Below are 12,947 nucleotides of genomic sequence, written 5' to 3' on the forward strand. Positions count from 1 at the left end.
GAAAATCGTGCGCAATGCGCACGTAAAAATGTCTGCCCGCCACGCGGGCAATCGCCGTCCAAAAGCTTCGCTCTCAAGCGAAGCAGGCACGGCATGTAAATTCGAATAGAGCCCTCACGGGGCGATTAGGCGAATTCGCGGCCCGCTAGGGCAAAGTCTCAAAGCGTATGGGGGTTAACACCCCCAAAACGCTGTGGAGACTGTTGTGGCTTTTCGGAACTACGATCCCGAAGTACTGACTAAGGGTTGCGGCTGCCACCAGCCCGGCTATCAGGCGACCCAACAATTATTTCTCCGTATCACTTCGTCACCTGCTCAAGGTGATTGAAAATAGAATCACAATTAGAAAGCGGGGAACACACAATGAACACTCAGACAAGAATCAAATTGAAAGGCCTCAAAATCTATACTGGCATGAGCCAGGAAACAGTCTGCTTTAACGCTACTGTCCTCTTCGACGGGCTGAGCATAGGTACAGCTGATAATGATGGGCATGGTGGCGAAACTCGCGTACTGTTCGAACCAGGAAAAAAAGAGCTGTTCCGCCAGGCCGAATCATATGCGAAGGGTCTTCTGCCAATCTGCCTTGGCGAACACAATGGCAAGCCATTTCTCATAGACTCAAACCTGATTGAAGTAATCGACCAGCTTGTCAGTGACGAGGAGCGTAACCGGAAAACTAAATCAAGTTTCAAGAAGGTTTACCGCAAGAAAATCTGCGTCTTACGCGAAGGTAGACTTTGGACAGTGGGCTACAAAAGCCAGGCTCAATACGCTTCATACATCGCACAAATCAAAAAAGAACATGGCCCTGATATCGTTATCCTGGACGATTTGGAACATGATGAAGCTTTCGAGCTGTACAGTAAGCACTTATACGCCTGACCATCAAGCGTGGTAGAATTGGATAATTCTAGCGCAGAGGATCACTATGAAAGTTAAAGAGCTTATCGCCCAGCTTCAGCTACACGACCCTGATGCTGTTGTCGTAATTGCCGGATTTGAAACCCAGAGTACTGGACTGGTTGCCGAGGCCGATACTATTAAAGAATGCGTGACAGTTCCTGTCCAAGCGGACAGCATGACGGGTGACCGTTCGTTGGCAAAGGAGGGTTCACCTTCTGTCTGGTTGGGATGGGGGAATGATTACCGCACGGAGTTCTTCGTTAGTGCCATCAACGACCCGGACGAATTAGCCTAACTATATCGAATACCCAAGAGCCTCTACTTCAGAGGCTTTTTTATTTGATGGGTCTTACGGGAAACCTTGTCATTCATTTACCAATAGTTGCAGGGCGTATCCTCCAGCGCTAAGTCACTTAACCCCCTTAATCGCCAGCCAGCATCTCCGGGTTCTGCCCGACCCGTGGATTACTTAACACCCTTAATCGCCAGTCAGCCTCTCCGGGTTCTGCCCGTACCGTGGGTCACTTAACCCCCTTAATCGCCAGCCAGCCTCTCCGGTTTCTGCCCGTACAGTGGGTCACTTAACCCCCTTAATCGCCAGCCAGCCTCTCCGGTTTCTGCCCGTACCGTGGGTCACTTAACCCCCTTAATCGCCAGCCAGCATCTCCGGGTTCTGCCCGACCCGTGGGTTACTTAACCCCCTTAATCGCCAGTCAGTCTCTCCGGGTTCTGCCCGCCCCGTGGATTACTTAACCCCCTTAATCGCCAGAAGAGAAAGATGATGTGTCATTGAACTGCATTTCGAGATCGCAAAATGAAGAAAAAACAAAATAGAATGTTAGCGTCTCAATCTGATTGCCGTTACAATTATACGCATAGAGCGTCATTTTACGAATTATACGTAAAGTATACGCATATGCGTTTAAATTCATAATTCAGGTTTGAGGGTATGACGAGAATGAATCTAATAGATAAAATTGCCCTTGTCGGGCAACGCATGAAGTCCGAACAAATTTCATTGAAAGAATCGTTACTGGCTTCTTCCCGGGTATCTGTATCAGATGACAGTGTGGAGGGGGTAGATCGCCTTATCTATAACCACTGCCTGAATAAAAAAAATCTCTCCGACTTCTTTGGAAAATCTCGAGTTACCTTCAATAAAATTCTCGCTGATCTCGAAGAAAAAAGGCTGGTGGGTCAACCTATTTATCAGAACAAAAACCACCTTTATACCCGCTGGGATGTCCAGAATATTATGGATGCCCTGGGTTATCCGCGCTATAGAGATTACTACCAGAGCCGAACAATCATTGTTCAGAATCATAAAGGTGGGACAGGAAAAAGCACGACCTCAGTGGCTCTGGCTGTAGCAGCAGCACTTGATCTCCAGTTGAATGCCAGAGTTTTAGTAATTGAATGGGATCCGCAAGGCTCTATTGGTAGCGGTATGATTCAAAGCGTATCTGAAGACGACGTATTCCTGACTGCAATCGACGCAATCCTGGGCGTGTATGAAGAAGGTTCTGAATATAAAAAATACCTCGACATGGGTTACTCTGAGGCTGAAATCATTGAGAATATGCCGTTCTCAACCCATCTGCCAAATCTTGATGTAATTACTGCGTTCCCAACCGATGCGAGATTCAAAGATAAATACTGGCAGTGCAGTAAAGAAGAGCGCACTCAGTTGTTGCTACGATTCAAAGAAGTGATAATGCCAGTCCTGAAAGCTAAGTATGACCTTATTATCTTCGATACCCCTCCAGAAGACTCGCCAATTATCTGGGCCGCTGATGAGGCCGCTGACGGTATTCTTGTCGCAGTTTCTCCGCGAGAATACGACTATGCATCCACAACTGATTTTATGCTGACGATCAGTGAGCGATTCCGTCAGTCTCCCAATAAAGGTGAAAATATTAAATGGTTTAAAGTACTGGCCGTTAACGTCGATGATAAAAGCCCATACGAAAAAATAGTCCTCGATAAGTTAATTCGAACCGTTCAAGACCTGTTTATGGCAACCAATATCAAAAACTCTGAAGCATTCAAAGCAGCTGCGTCACGGGGTAGGTCGGTTCTCGATATTAAGAAATCTGAAGAGTTATGTTCACCAAAGCAGCTGGATATTGCCGAAGAATCCGTAATGTCCGTATATCAACAGTTTATTAATGAGATAAAGAGTTTTTCAGCGAAGGAAGGAGTTAACGCATGAGTGATGAACAGCATATCGGAAACGATAAATCGCGTTATCTAAATACGCCAAAGCGAACCGATGTAGGCCACCGTTCCGGGTTAGCTAACCTTAAGAGTCCCCCTCGCATTAAGAAACTCTTTACCCTTCATAACGGGCGAAAACTTGAAGCTGAGCACGTCACTGTAGCAGCTGAAAATGTCGCTACTGAGACCGCCGTTCACCCAATGAACCCGCGAAATCAGGAAGCGCTTACCACAAACGCAGTACGAGATATCCTGCAACAAATTGAGTCAAGGGGTGTTGATACTGAAGGTGTTGCCGTTAAACGTGATGGCGTGTACCTGCTTATTGAAGGTAGCCGCAGACGTTTTTGCTGTATTGCGGCTCAAAAAGATCTGCCTTTATGGGTGCTACCAGATGATCTATCAGCTGAGGACATCAAGGCGATTATTACCGCTGCACAAACATCACGCCGATTCTCATACCGAGAGGTTGGGCTTCAGTATCTGGAACTAATGCAGGAAAAAGGATTCACCAAAAATGAAGAGCTTGCCCTCTTTCTTGGCATAAGCCATGTGTCAGTCTTTAAACGTATTCAGGCGGCGCGTATTGACGGTTCGTTGATAGCTCTGTTCCCGGATTATGAAGGTATACCAAACTCCTTCTACAGCCGGTTGTCCAAACTTCAGAAATACGTAGAGAGCAACCTTTTCATTCTTGCAGATGTAGTTGATAGGGTGAAAGAAGAAATTGCTAATCTGGACATCAGTGACATCCCGGAAGCGCAGAAAATTGTCATGGCGCAGATCACAAAGGCGGTTGAATTACTCGATCAAAAGCCACCTGCAAAAAGTTGGGAAACCCGTGATCTGGCTAATTTTGCTAATAAGGACAAATACGCCCGTATCAGCAAAAATGCATCGGGCCGTAAAGTTCGCTTTGAATTTAACCGAATGAGTACCGAGCTCATGGCAGAAATTGAAGCATTTATTACGGATAAACTGAGTAGCGAAAAATAACAATTCGCCATTGCTTGATTATCGAAACTGCACCTCCTGGTGCAGTTTTTTTTTGGCCGCAAACCTATTCGTCAGGAGGAGACACCGGTTGATAATAGGAAAAAAACAGCTCATGAGGTGGCTATGCTTTCGGAAAAAATTGTAACCCTGTTTTCAAATGACGCATTAAAGCGTTTCACGATTCTTGAGGCTTACGCCGAGCTAAAACGTCAGGGTACTTTTAGCGTTTTCCTTTCGTTCATCGATCCTCGTACTGATTGTCTCGTAGAGGGTAACTTTCAATTCTACCCGAACCCCGTTAAGACCTACTCAAACATGGGAGTATGCTATCTCACTGAACATCTTGGGCTAACGTTAAAAATCCCAAGCTCTATGGAATGGTGGGCTACACATGAAAAGTCAACATTTCATAACCAAGACATCACCTATCTGAAGGAGGGTGAATACGTAAAGGCAACCATTAAACTGGAAATAGGCTCGCGGATCAGAGTTCCTAATGCGTTCGAAGTTGCCCCTTCCATGTGAACTTAAGGCATATCAAAGTAAATTACTGACGAGGACGGCTATGGCACTCACGATAAAAACAGAAACACTAAAAGCTACCACAAGCCCAACATTTGAGGCTTTACGTAATCGTTATAGCCACCGTAGTTCTGACGATGAGATTGCCGTCGATCCGCTATGTTTATCTCGGGATGATCTGAATGAACTTTTACAGGCATGTCGTGGTGATGGAGAGTCAAAAAATCGACGAGCTCTTGAATCGATCATCACTGCACTGGAAGGTGATTTCGATAAGCCTGTGAGCAGTTTTCCGGCATTCGGTCGTGTGTTACTACAGTATCTGAAGTCAAATCGAATTGATGGCTGGATATACCGACGCGGTCATGACGGCAACCTGTACCCCGGTCTTGTTACAGCAATAAAAGAAGTAAAATCAGAAAAAAACTCTGACCGTCCCCCATCACTATTGTTACAAATCAGCTGGTATGGGTTCGGCGAATATTCGCACTCCAAAAAGGTTTACGGAACCCAGCTTACCGCCCTGAATTTCGAGCCTAATGAGGTGGCGCGGCGCAGTGTCGCTAAGACACTGGCCGACCGTGATATCTACCATGAAACGCATGAGCTGAAACAAGAGTACCTGGAACAACTAACGCGGTTTAAGGAAGTGGTCGACGGGCAATTTGGCAATCAGTTTAAAGCAACCGGCAGGGCTGTCAGAATGGAATCGTATAGCTACAGCGACCGGAATCTGGAAATAGCAGGGCATAAACTGATACACGATTTGCCTGATAGTGAGTGCGATGCCTACGGTGCAGAAGTGGAGTCGCCTCTTTTTGAAGATGACCAGTTTGGCCTTTTACCCGAAATTCCTGTGCAGCGTTATTTTGATCTCTCGCTGCAAGACTTTATCTGGATACATGCCAATAACGTAGAACCATACAAGTATGATAAAGAACTGCCAAAAAAGATGGTTTTGCCGGAAGACCACCGTGATTTACTCGATATACTGACCACGGATATCAGCGCTTTCACCAGCGATATTGTTGAAGGGAAAAGCGCGGGTAACATCATCATGTGCGTGGGCTCACCCGGACTTGGGAAGACATTAACTGCTGAAGTGTATGCAGAGGTCATTGAACGGCCCCTGTACTCAATTCATGCTGGCGCACTGGGAACCAACGCCGATGACATTGAGAAAAATCTGCGGACGATTCTGACCCGGGCTAAACGCTGGAACTGTGTCCTGCTTCTGGACGAAGCCGATGTGTTTGTCATGCAGCGTGGAGCATCACTGACTCAAAATGCCATCGTTGCGGAGTTCCTCCGTACACTGGAGTATTTCGATGGGTTGATGTTCATGACAAGCAACCGGGGTAGTGACATCGATGAGGCTATCATACCAAGATGCGCTGCAATCATTCACTATGATGTGCCGGAGAAATCAGATGCCCAAAAGATCTGGAAGATTATGGGTGAGAACTTTGGCGTGAACATTCCTGATGAACTGGTCAGATCACTTGTAAACACTTACCCAGAACTTCCACCACGTGACATCAAGATGTTGCTACGGCTCACGTTGCGAATGAGCGTGAAAGAGCAGGGGAGTGGTAGCATCCCGACACTGGATATTGTGCGGAAATGCGCGATGTTTCGTGGGATAGAACGAAAGGGAAAAGAAAAAGCCCTGTGATAACGATGCCGGGTTCGCCCGGCATACAACCTGCTGGCCCAGCCCAAAGCAATCCGAGTTCTTCAGCAAAAGCAGCAGCGTGTCGGAAATAACTGTGTTATAACAATTCAGGTGATCATGATGAGAAGTTGATAACAATGTTTAAGCTAAGTCCCATAAGAAAAAAAACAAACAAGCTGCATAAACTCCTTAATAACGGCTATCGTTTCGTAATCATGCATGAAGATGAAATTATTGAACCCTTCCGCTACGAAATAGAAGCCAGACGAAAACTATTCTTTGGCAGAAAACTCCTTTCTATTTCCGACCTCATCGACTCAATAAACGATAGTGTAAAAACCCAAGCAAAACGCGCCCCTTAACTATTCGTCACCTGAATAACTCCAGCTATGATAAACATTATTATCAAGCTTAAAGGTGATACTTATGAAACCGTTTGGGATTTTCTATTCAGTAGAAGGCTGCACTTGTTCACTGTGCCGCTCGCGTGGCTATCGTAAAAACAATGCATACGATAGATCTCTTCGTGTAAGCAAACACCGCGCCCGTCAGCAGGCCAAGCGTGAAATCCGCTCCGCCGTATTCAGCATCGACAATTAAGAAAGGTTGATGATAAATAAGAAGAATAACGAGGATAACAAATGACTGATGAAAACCAAATAAAGGTGCTGTTTTGCATTCTGCGTCGTCGATTCGTGGATTATGTCCCTGAGTTTGAAAACTGTGTAGAAGAACGGGAAGTCATCAATGAAACGCCGAAGGGTTACCGTATGTCCGTCTCCTACGGCACATCAGTTTACCTGCACGCGGATTATGAGTTTTTCGAATCACGTCAGGCAGCGTATCAATGGTGCGCCCGCCGTGTGACCGCTAGCATTGAGAAGATGAAACAAAAAATGCAGGCGGCAGAAGCAACAAAAATAAAACTGATAGAAGCATCCGGGAACTGTGGCGAATAAGATGACACCACGTCAAATTATCCTCTCACATATTACAGCTGAGAAAGCACTCCCACGAGGAACGCTGATCTGGTTATTCTACGAGAATGCCGATGATTTAATCAGCCTGAATGAAGTGGGCGATAATCTTGAAAGGTGGCATCAACGAGTTGGGTCGCCTGAAGAAATTCAGGTGATACTGGATATGCCTGATGACGATTCAGAAGTCTGGCTATTCAGCCCAACAAAATTATTCTCCCCACGGGTAAAAACCCCCGTTCTGACAGCCAGAGATAGGGCAGTTGCTCGCTATGGCGTTTCTCGCGTTATGACGGCGGAGAAAGTTGTTTTTCTGTATTCAGGGTATCTTCTGCACCTCTATAGACAGGCATATGGTTTCACCGGCCCTGCGCCTGAAGTTCGGGTCAACTGGAGTGCCAAACATTCATGGGGCGGCAGGAGCTCAATCACTATTTCACCATCGTCCATTTATCCTGACAGTGATACACCGCGCTATCGCTACCATGAGTACGCACATATAGAGCAGCGTAAGGACATCGGAGCATTTTATTCAATCAATCAACTGGATCATATCAAAGGCGTAGTGGCACATGAGCTTGCGCACTTTTGCCAGCGCCACACTGGAAAAGATAATTTTAAATTTGGTTTTCCGGTACTCCCTGAAAAAGATTTCAGAACGGCTCATGGTGATGGGTGGCAGTTCTTGTATGCATTTTTCAGAACAGAATTAAATAAAAGAATTCAGCGATAACCCAAAAAAAGGCATAACCAATGTACCTTCTTTCCATTTTATTATTTACATTTGTTTATCTGTTATCCTTTAATTCTGTTATAGAGGAAAATAGAGACCGCTATTCCATACAGACTTTTGCAATAGTGATGATCACGATATTCCTGATATCAATGCCAGTAACAACAACTTTTGTGTCGTTGATGCTTGAAGAAAACCAGAGAGAGCATCGTGATTTGATTTCCTTCCTGCAAATCAATTCCGTTTGGTTCGCAGGAGCCGGGGGGCTGGTGGCTATCTTCTTGTCAGCCCTGACAATGGTTCGCCTGAAGCAAAAACGTATCCGTCACAAAACATCGAACCTTAACCTCATCGTTGTGGGCCTTTTCGCGGGCGTAGTCTCTTTTGCCAGCGCGTATAAGCATCTAGCTTTCTTCAGTGGGGATGATGCGGGAGTGTTTTTATATGAGGCTATACCAGCCATCGATGACATCGACTGTAACGCGCCAATACTCCTGGTGAAATGGGAACCTGACTCAAAGAAGCCAACTGCATGGCGATGCCCTACGGGCGTTGCATTCAATATCAATAGTCCTACTCCATTCCTACCTTGGGGTTCATATGAGGAAGGGGAGAGTTCAAAACTAAATGAAGTGATGACAATTTTGATGAAAAATGCGGTCAAAATCGAAAAACGTCGCCATCTTGATGTCATCATTACGAGCTAAGGCCTTGTAATCACTGGATTACAGGGCTTTTTTATGTACCCGAAAAAAAAGAGACATTTTGTCCCCAAATACGCTTCGTCACCTGTTTGGTGTGTGTTTAACTGGATTTACAGCAAGCAACGAACCTCGCGACACAATAACTAAAGCGGAGAAACACCATGAACACCGACGTTAAAGCTATCTTCGAACAAAGCCGTACCCTGGAAAATCTGGAAGGCGCTGCGGTACTGATGCGCAGCTTAGACAAAGCGCCATCATCACTCCGAGCACTGAGCGATTTCGTAACCAAAGCGCGTAAAAGCGGCAATACGGAACAGTTCGAAGAAGCCGATATCGGGCGTAACAACGTCTTTGCGGTGAGCCCGTACTGGTTGTTTGTGGAAGAGGGACTGAACCTCCGCGACGTAAATTATGACCGTGCGGTAATGTTCAAACACGCTTATCTGGAACGTCCTCAGTCAGTGCCTGTCATCCGCGTTAAACCAGTAGTAGTGGAAGGCGTAACCCGCCTGAAAATCATTGATGGCCACCACCGTTTTGCTGGCCTGATGATGGCGATTGCTGAGGGCGCGAGCTTCCAGAAAATCACCGTCGAGGAATTTGAAGGCGGCAAGGACGAAGAAGTCTACAACATGATCGAGAGCGCCAACTCCCTTCAGTTGAAGATGGTGGAACGCGCTGAAGGCTTCAAGCGCCTGATTGGCTGGGGTCACACCATTGAGTCGATTGCTCAGCGTCTGGGTGTCTCTCTGGTCACCGTTCGCCGCAGTATCGTGCTGGCAAACGCTGACTTCAGCATCAAGATGCTGGTGAAAGAAGATAAGGTATCTGGTGACGTTGCCGTTGACGTTATTAACGAATGTCAGGGTACTGACCGCGACCCGTATGAAGTCCTGATGGAATCCCTGAAAAAGGCAGAAGGAGCTGGGAAAACCCGCGTCACTGCCAAATTCGTGAGTTCCAAGAAAAAGACTGGCCTGAAACCGAAAGTTATCCGTAAAACCTTCGACAGCCTGTTGCCAACCCTGAGCCAGCTGCGCGACCAGATCCCGCCGCAGCCGGAAGGTGAGCATGAAAATCAGATCGAAATTACGGAAACCGTGCCGGAAGAAGTCGTCTTACGCCTGACTCCTGAAATGGCCCGTACTCTGATGGCTACCCTGGCTGAACTGGAATCAGCAAAACAGGCAGAAGATGCTGAAGCTAATGGTGACAACGACGGTGATAGTGCTGAAAACAACGGCGGTGCTGACGATGCGACTGATGCCGATACCGATGGCGCTAACCAGCAGAATGGTGAAACTGAAGAGACTCAGCTGCACCCGGTGTACTAACCTCCCAGCAGGTCTTTAACAGACCTGCATAAAATTCCTTTTCATTCTGATGGGCCGGATAAACCGGCTCATATTTTTGCACATATAAATGGCCGCATTTTGCTGCCTTAAATTTTTCGATGATAGACAGGAGCGCATTAAAATATCAGGGTTATAGACTTTTTTGGATAGCAATGGGGGTCGCGTTGAATATTCAGACTAATTATATCGAGCTGCAAAATTGGCTCGAAAAGGCAAAAAGTATTTATTCCTCCGCAGGATGCCCGCACGAAAGAGTTGATGATGGCATTTTAAAAATTGCAATGCAGGTAGCGGCTATTAGAAAAACAAAACCAGATATGCTGCATGTATTCCTTCAGGAGTTAATTACTGAGTTCAAAGGTTATAAACTCATTCAGTGCCGATTCAATAAATCCAATTATGAGCATTTTGTTATGACCCCGGAAATTCAGATTCTGATCGGTGGTCTTATGGATAAAGCGTCAGAGGGAATAATGCTGGCTTCTATCTGCCACATGCTACAGGTAGATACGTTATCCGAACTTCTAAGCCTAATCCCAACGGGAATGCCAGACACCGATGTACTGGATGCGCTATGGCGTGATCAGAAGACGCCCGCAGGACTGAACCTGCTTGATGACTTCGTACTTCTGGATACCGTTGCGCTGGCTAATAAGCGGGGGATTGCTGCATGAATGTATCGGCGTTGATTAGTAGCCTCTATGTGACCGTTATCGCCGGGCAGGAGCTGGAAGCAAAAGCTCTGGAGCATCACGAACGCCGTACAGCTGGTCGATTTTGCCGAAAAACACTTTCTGTCCACGCGGTGAAGCGCAAGCCCGGGGTGGAATTTCTGGCGCGGCTGAAAGTCAATTACGCCCGCGCCAACCTGACAAACTGCGACCCCGGTACAGTAGCCGAGCTGAGGCTGGTGGGCCGCTCTGATGAAGCGAATGAGCTCTCTGAAGCAATTCTAAAGGCAATAGCATCCAGTTACCCGGAGTTGGTATCGGAATGCGCACGACAATTACAAAAACAAAAGCTATTCCAGAACCTCTGAGGCCACTTATGACTATGGCGGACATCTCGTTTACCGAAACAGGTGAGACAAAGCAAACAGCTGAATACAGCTTAAAAACCCCTCCGCAATCGATAGAAGCGGAACAGTCCGTGCTGGGCGGGTTAATGCTTGAAAACCAGAGATGGGATGATGTGGCAGAAATCGTTAGTGAGCAGGATTTTAGTTCTCGACCGCATCGCTCAATTTTCTCTGCAATGAGATCGCTCGTTGCGAATCAATTCCCGATTGATTTGATAACTCTCGCTGAGCACATCGAAAACGAGGGAGAAGGTAAGCTGGATAGTCTCGGCGGTTTCGCCTATCTGGCAGAACTGTCAAAAAATACGCCCAGTGCGGCAAATATAATTGCCTACGCGCAGATCGTCAGGGAACGTGCCGTAATCAGGGAAATGATAAAAGTTGCCAACGAAATAACCGAGGCCGGTTACAACCCGGAAGGTAGGACAAGTGACGAATTGCTTGATCTTGCAGAAAGCCGGATTTTCCAGATTGCAGAGCAAAGGGGAAATAAAAGCGGTGGGCCGGAAAATATCAGCAGCATTCTGGACAGAACCGTTACCAAGATTGAAGCCTTGTTCCAGCGTCCCCATGACGGGGTCACTGGAGTTGATACCGGCTACGTGGACGTGAACAAGAAGACAGCCGGTCTACAGCCCTCGGATTTGATTATTATCGCTGCCAGACCCTCAATGGGGAAAACTACGTTTGCAATGAACATCTGCGAGAATGTATCGCTGACAAACGATAAGCCCGTCATGATTTTCAGCCTGGAAATGCCTACGGAACAGCTCATGATGCGCTCACTGGCATCGCTATCACGCGTCAACCAGACCAGCATCCGAACCGGACAGCTCGATGACGAGGACTGGGCCCGGTTATCCGGCACAATGGGACTGCTGCTGGAAAAAAAGAACATTTACATTGATGACAGCTCTGGCCTAACACCTATGGACGTTCGCTCCCGGGCGCGTCGATTGTCCCGCGAACACGGTGGGCTTAGCCTCATTATGATCGACTACCTTCAGTTGATGCGTGTACCGTCGTTATCTGACAACAGAACTCTGGAAATTGCTGAAATCTCCCGATCTCTGAAAGCACTGGCAAAAGAGCTGAATGTACCGGTAATCGCTTTATCGCAACTAAACCGCTCGCTTGAACAACGTGCCGATAAACGTCCGGTAAACTCAGATTTGCGAGAGTCAGGCTCCATTGAGCAGGATGCTGACCTGATCATGTTTATTTACCGTGATGAGGTCTATCACGAAAATAGCGATATGAAAGGTATAGCCGAAATTATCATAGGTAAACAGCGCAACGGGCCTATAGGGACAGTACGTCTCACATTTAATGGTCAATGGTCTCGATTTGATAATTATGGTGGCCCTGAGTATCATGATGACGACTGACCATAAAAGCTACTGACCTTAGGTAATGACTCCAACTTATTGATAGTGTTTTATGTTCAGATAATGCCCGATGACTTTGTCATGCAGCTCCACCGATTTTGAGAACGACAGCGACTTCCGTCCCAGCCGTGCCAGGTGCTGCCTCAGATTCAGGTTATGCCGCTCAATTCGCTGCGTATATCGCTTGCTGATTACGTGCAGCTTTCCCTTCAGGCGGGATTCATACAGCGGCCAGCCATCCGTCATCCATATCACCACGTCAAAGGGTGACAGCAGGCTCATAAGACGCCCCAGCGTCGCCATAGTGCGTTCACCGAATACGTGCGCAACAACCGTCTTCCGGAGCCTGTCATACGCGTAAAACAGCCAGCGCTGGCGCGATTTAGCCCCGAC

Annotated in this window: 14 protein-coding genes and 1 pseudogene; 14 read left to right on the plus strand and 1 reads right to left on the minus strand. The window is 47.0% G+C overall.

From position 1 onward, the window contains the following. The first annotated feature begins 363 nt into the window (after positions 1-363). The 14 genes from OGY13_RS03530 to dnaB all read left to right on the plus strand — a co-directional run bounded on the left by OGY13_RS03530 (position 364) and on the right by dnaB (position 12,554). Positions 364-885: a hypothetical protein gene (locus OGY13_RS03530; RefSeq protein WP_007372310.1), complete on the plus strand. Its 522-nt coding sequence runs from the start codon at positions 364-366 to the stop codon at positions 883-885. A 46-nt stretch (positions 886-931) separates the two neighbouring features. After that, positions 932-1,201, plus strand: a complete 270-nt coding sequence (locus tag OGY13_RS03535; RefSeq protein ID WP_008786584.1) for a hypothetical protein — start codon at positions 932-934, stop codon at positions 1,199-1,201. A 663-nt stretch (positions 1,202-1,864) separates the two neighbouring features. Continuing rightward, positions 1,865-3,118, plus strand: a complete 1,254-nt coding sequence (locus tag OGY13_RS03540; RefSeq protein ID WP_007372312.1) for a ParA family protein — start codon at positions 1,865-1,867, stop codon at positions 3,116-3,118. Further along, the gene (locus OGY13_RS03545) at positions 3,115-4,119 is read left to right on the plus strand and encodes a ParB family protein (RefSeq protein WP_007372313.1); all 1,005 of its coding nucleotides are present in this window, start codon (positions 3,115-3,117) and stop codon (positions 4,117-4,119) included. Before OGY13_RS03540 ends, OGY13_RS03545 begins: the two co-directional genes overlap by 4 nt. Before the next feature lie 39 nt (positions 4,120-4,158). Continuing rightward, positions 4,159-4,644: a hypothetical protein gene (locus tag OGY13_RS03550; protein ID WP_172745723.1), complete on the plus strand. Its 486-nt coding sequence runs from the start codon at positions 4,159-4,161 to the stop codon at positions 4,642-4,644. A gap of 40 nt (positions 4,645-4,684) precedes the next feature. Next, positions 4,685-6,316 (plus strand): AAA family ATPase, encoded by a 1,632-nt coding sequence (locus OGY13_RS03555; RefSeq protein ID WP_008786582.1) that lies wholly within the window; start codon positions 4,685-4,687, stop codon positions 6,314-6,316. 426 nt (positions 6,317-6,742) lie between these two features. After that, entirely contained in the window at positions 6,743-6,916 is a 174-nt protein-coding gene (locus OGY13_RS03560; RefSeq protein WP_009653096.1) for a hypothetical protein, read from the plus strand. A 41-nt stretch (positions 6,917-6,957) separates the two neighbouring features. After that, positions 6,958-7,275, plus strand: coding sequence for a hypothetical protein (locus OGY13_RS03565; protein ID WP_007372316.1), 318 nt, complete (start codon positions 6,958-6,960; stop codon positions 7,273-7,275). 1 nt (position 7,276) lies between these two features. Continuing rightward, a complete protein-coding gene (locus OGY13_RS03570) occupies positions 7,277-8,026 on the plus strand; it encodes a hypothetical protein (protein ID WP_007372317.1) in 750 nt (249 codons plus the stop codon). A 20-nt stretch (positions 8,027-8,046) separates the two neighbouring features. Further along, positions 8,047-8,733: a hypothetical protein gene (locus OGY13_RS03575; protein WP_016241554.1), complete on the plus strand. Its 687-nt coding sequence runs from the start codon at positions 8,047-8,049 to the stop codon at positions 8,731-8,733. Positions 8,734-8,891: 158 nt separating this feature from the next. Continuing rightward, positions 8,892-10,067 carry a ParB/RepB/Spo0J family partition protein gene (locus OGY13_RS03580; RefSeq protein ID WP_007372318.1) on the plus strand — a complete coding sequence of 392 codons (1,176 nt, stop codon included), beginning with the start codon at positions 8,892-8,894 and terminating at the stop codon, positions 10,065-10,067. Positions 10,068-10,252: 185 nt separating this feature from the next. Continuing rightward, the gene (locus OGY13_RS03585; protein WP_223307977.1) at positions 10,253-10,762 is read left to right on the plus strand and encodes a hypothetical protein; all 510 of its coding nucleotides are present in this window, start codon (positions 10,253-10,255) and stop codon (positions 10,760-10,762) included. Beyond that, positions 10,759-11,127 carry a hypothetical protein gene (locus OGY13_RS03590; protein ID WP_007372320.1) on the plus strand — a complete coding sequence of 123 codons (369 nt, stop codon included), beginning with the start codon at positions 10,759-10,761 and terminating at the stop codon, positions 11,125-11,127. Before OGY13_RS03585 ends, OGY13_RS03590 begins: the two co-directional genes overlap by 4 nt. 14 nt (positions 11,128-11,141) lie before the next feature. After that, positions 11,142-12,554, plus strand: a complete 1,413-nt coding sequence (gene dnaB, locus OGY13_RS03595; RefSeq protein WP_007372321.1) for a replicative DNA helicase — start codon at positions 11,142-11,144, stop codon at positions 12,552-12,554. Between the two features lie 36 nt (positions 12,555-12,590). On the opposite strand, the pseudogene OGY13_RS03600 reads toward dnaB, so the two are convergent. Next, positions 12,591-12,947 (minus strand): annotated as a pseudogene (locus tag OGY13_RS03600) (IS1-like element IS1B family transposase); the annotation flags it as partial.

The organism is Citrobacter sp. Cpo045 (assembly GCF_030332875.1).
In the GTDB taxonomy this organism is placed as follows: domain Bacteria; phylum Pseudomonadota; class Gammaproteobacteria; order Enterobacterales; family Enterobacteriaceae; genus Citrobacter; species Citrobacter portucalensis.

Bases quoted from the DNA above. Each gene is read 5' to 3' on its own strand.
- OGY13_RS03530 (WP_007372310.1), top strand. From the start codon at position 364: ATGAACACTCAGACAAGAATCAAATTGAAAGGCCTCAAAATCTATACT.
- OGY13_RS03535 (WP_008786584.1), top strand. From the start codon at position 932: ATGAAAGTTAAAGAGCTTATCGCCCAGCTTCAGCTACACGACCCTGAT.
- OGY13_RS03540 (WP_007372312.1), top strand. From the start codon at position 1,865: ATGAATCTAATAGATAAAATTGCCCTTGTCGGGCAACGCATGAAGTCC.
- OGY13_RS03545 (WP_007372313.1), top strand. From the start codon at position 3,115: ATGAGTGATGAACAGCATATCGGAAACGATAAATCGCGTTATCTAAAT.
- OGY13_RS03555 (WP_008786582.1), top strand. From the start codon at position 4,685: ATGGCACTCACGATAAAAACAGAAACACTAAAAGCTACCACAAGCCCA.
- OGY13_RS03560 (WP_009653096.1), top strand. From the start codon at position 6,743: ATGAAACCGTTTGGGATTTTCTATTCAGTAGAAGGCTGCACTTGTTCA.
- OGY13_RS03565 (WP_007372316.1), top strand. From the start codon at position 6,958: ATGACTGATGAAAACCAAATAAAGGTGCTGTTTTGCATTCTGCGTCGT.
- OGY13_RS03570 (WP_007372317.1), top strand. From the start codon at position 7,277: ATGACACCACGTCAAATTATCCTCTCACATATTACAGCTGAGAAAGCA.
- OGY13_RS03575 (WP_016241554.1), top strand. From the start codon at position 8,047: ATGTACCTTCTTTCCATTTTATTATTTACATTTGTTTATCTGTTATCC.
- OGY13_RS03580 (WP_007372318.1), top strand. From the start codon at position 8,892: ATGAACACCGACGTTAAAGCTATCTTCGAACAAAGCCGTACCCTGGAA.
- OGY13_RS03590 (WP_007372320.1), top strand. From the start codon at position 10,759: ATGAATGTATCGGCGTTGATTAGTAGCCTCTATGTGACCGTTATCGCC.
- dnaB (WP_007372321.1), top strand. From the start codon at position 11,142: ATGGCGGACATCTCGTTTACCGAAACAGGTGAGACAAAGCAAACAGCT.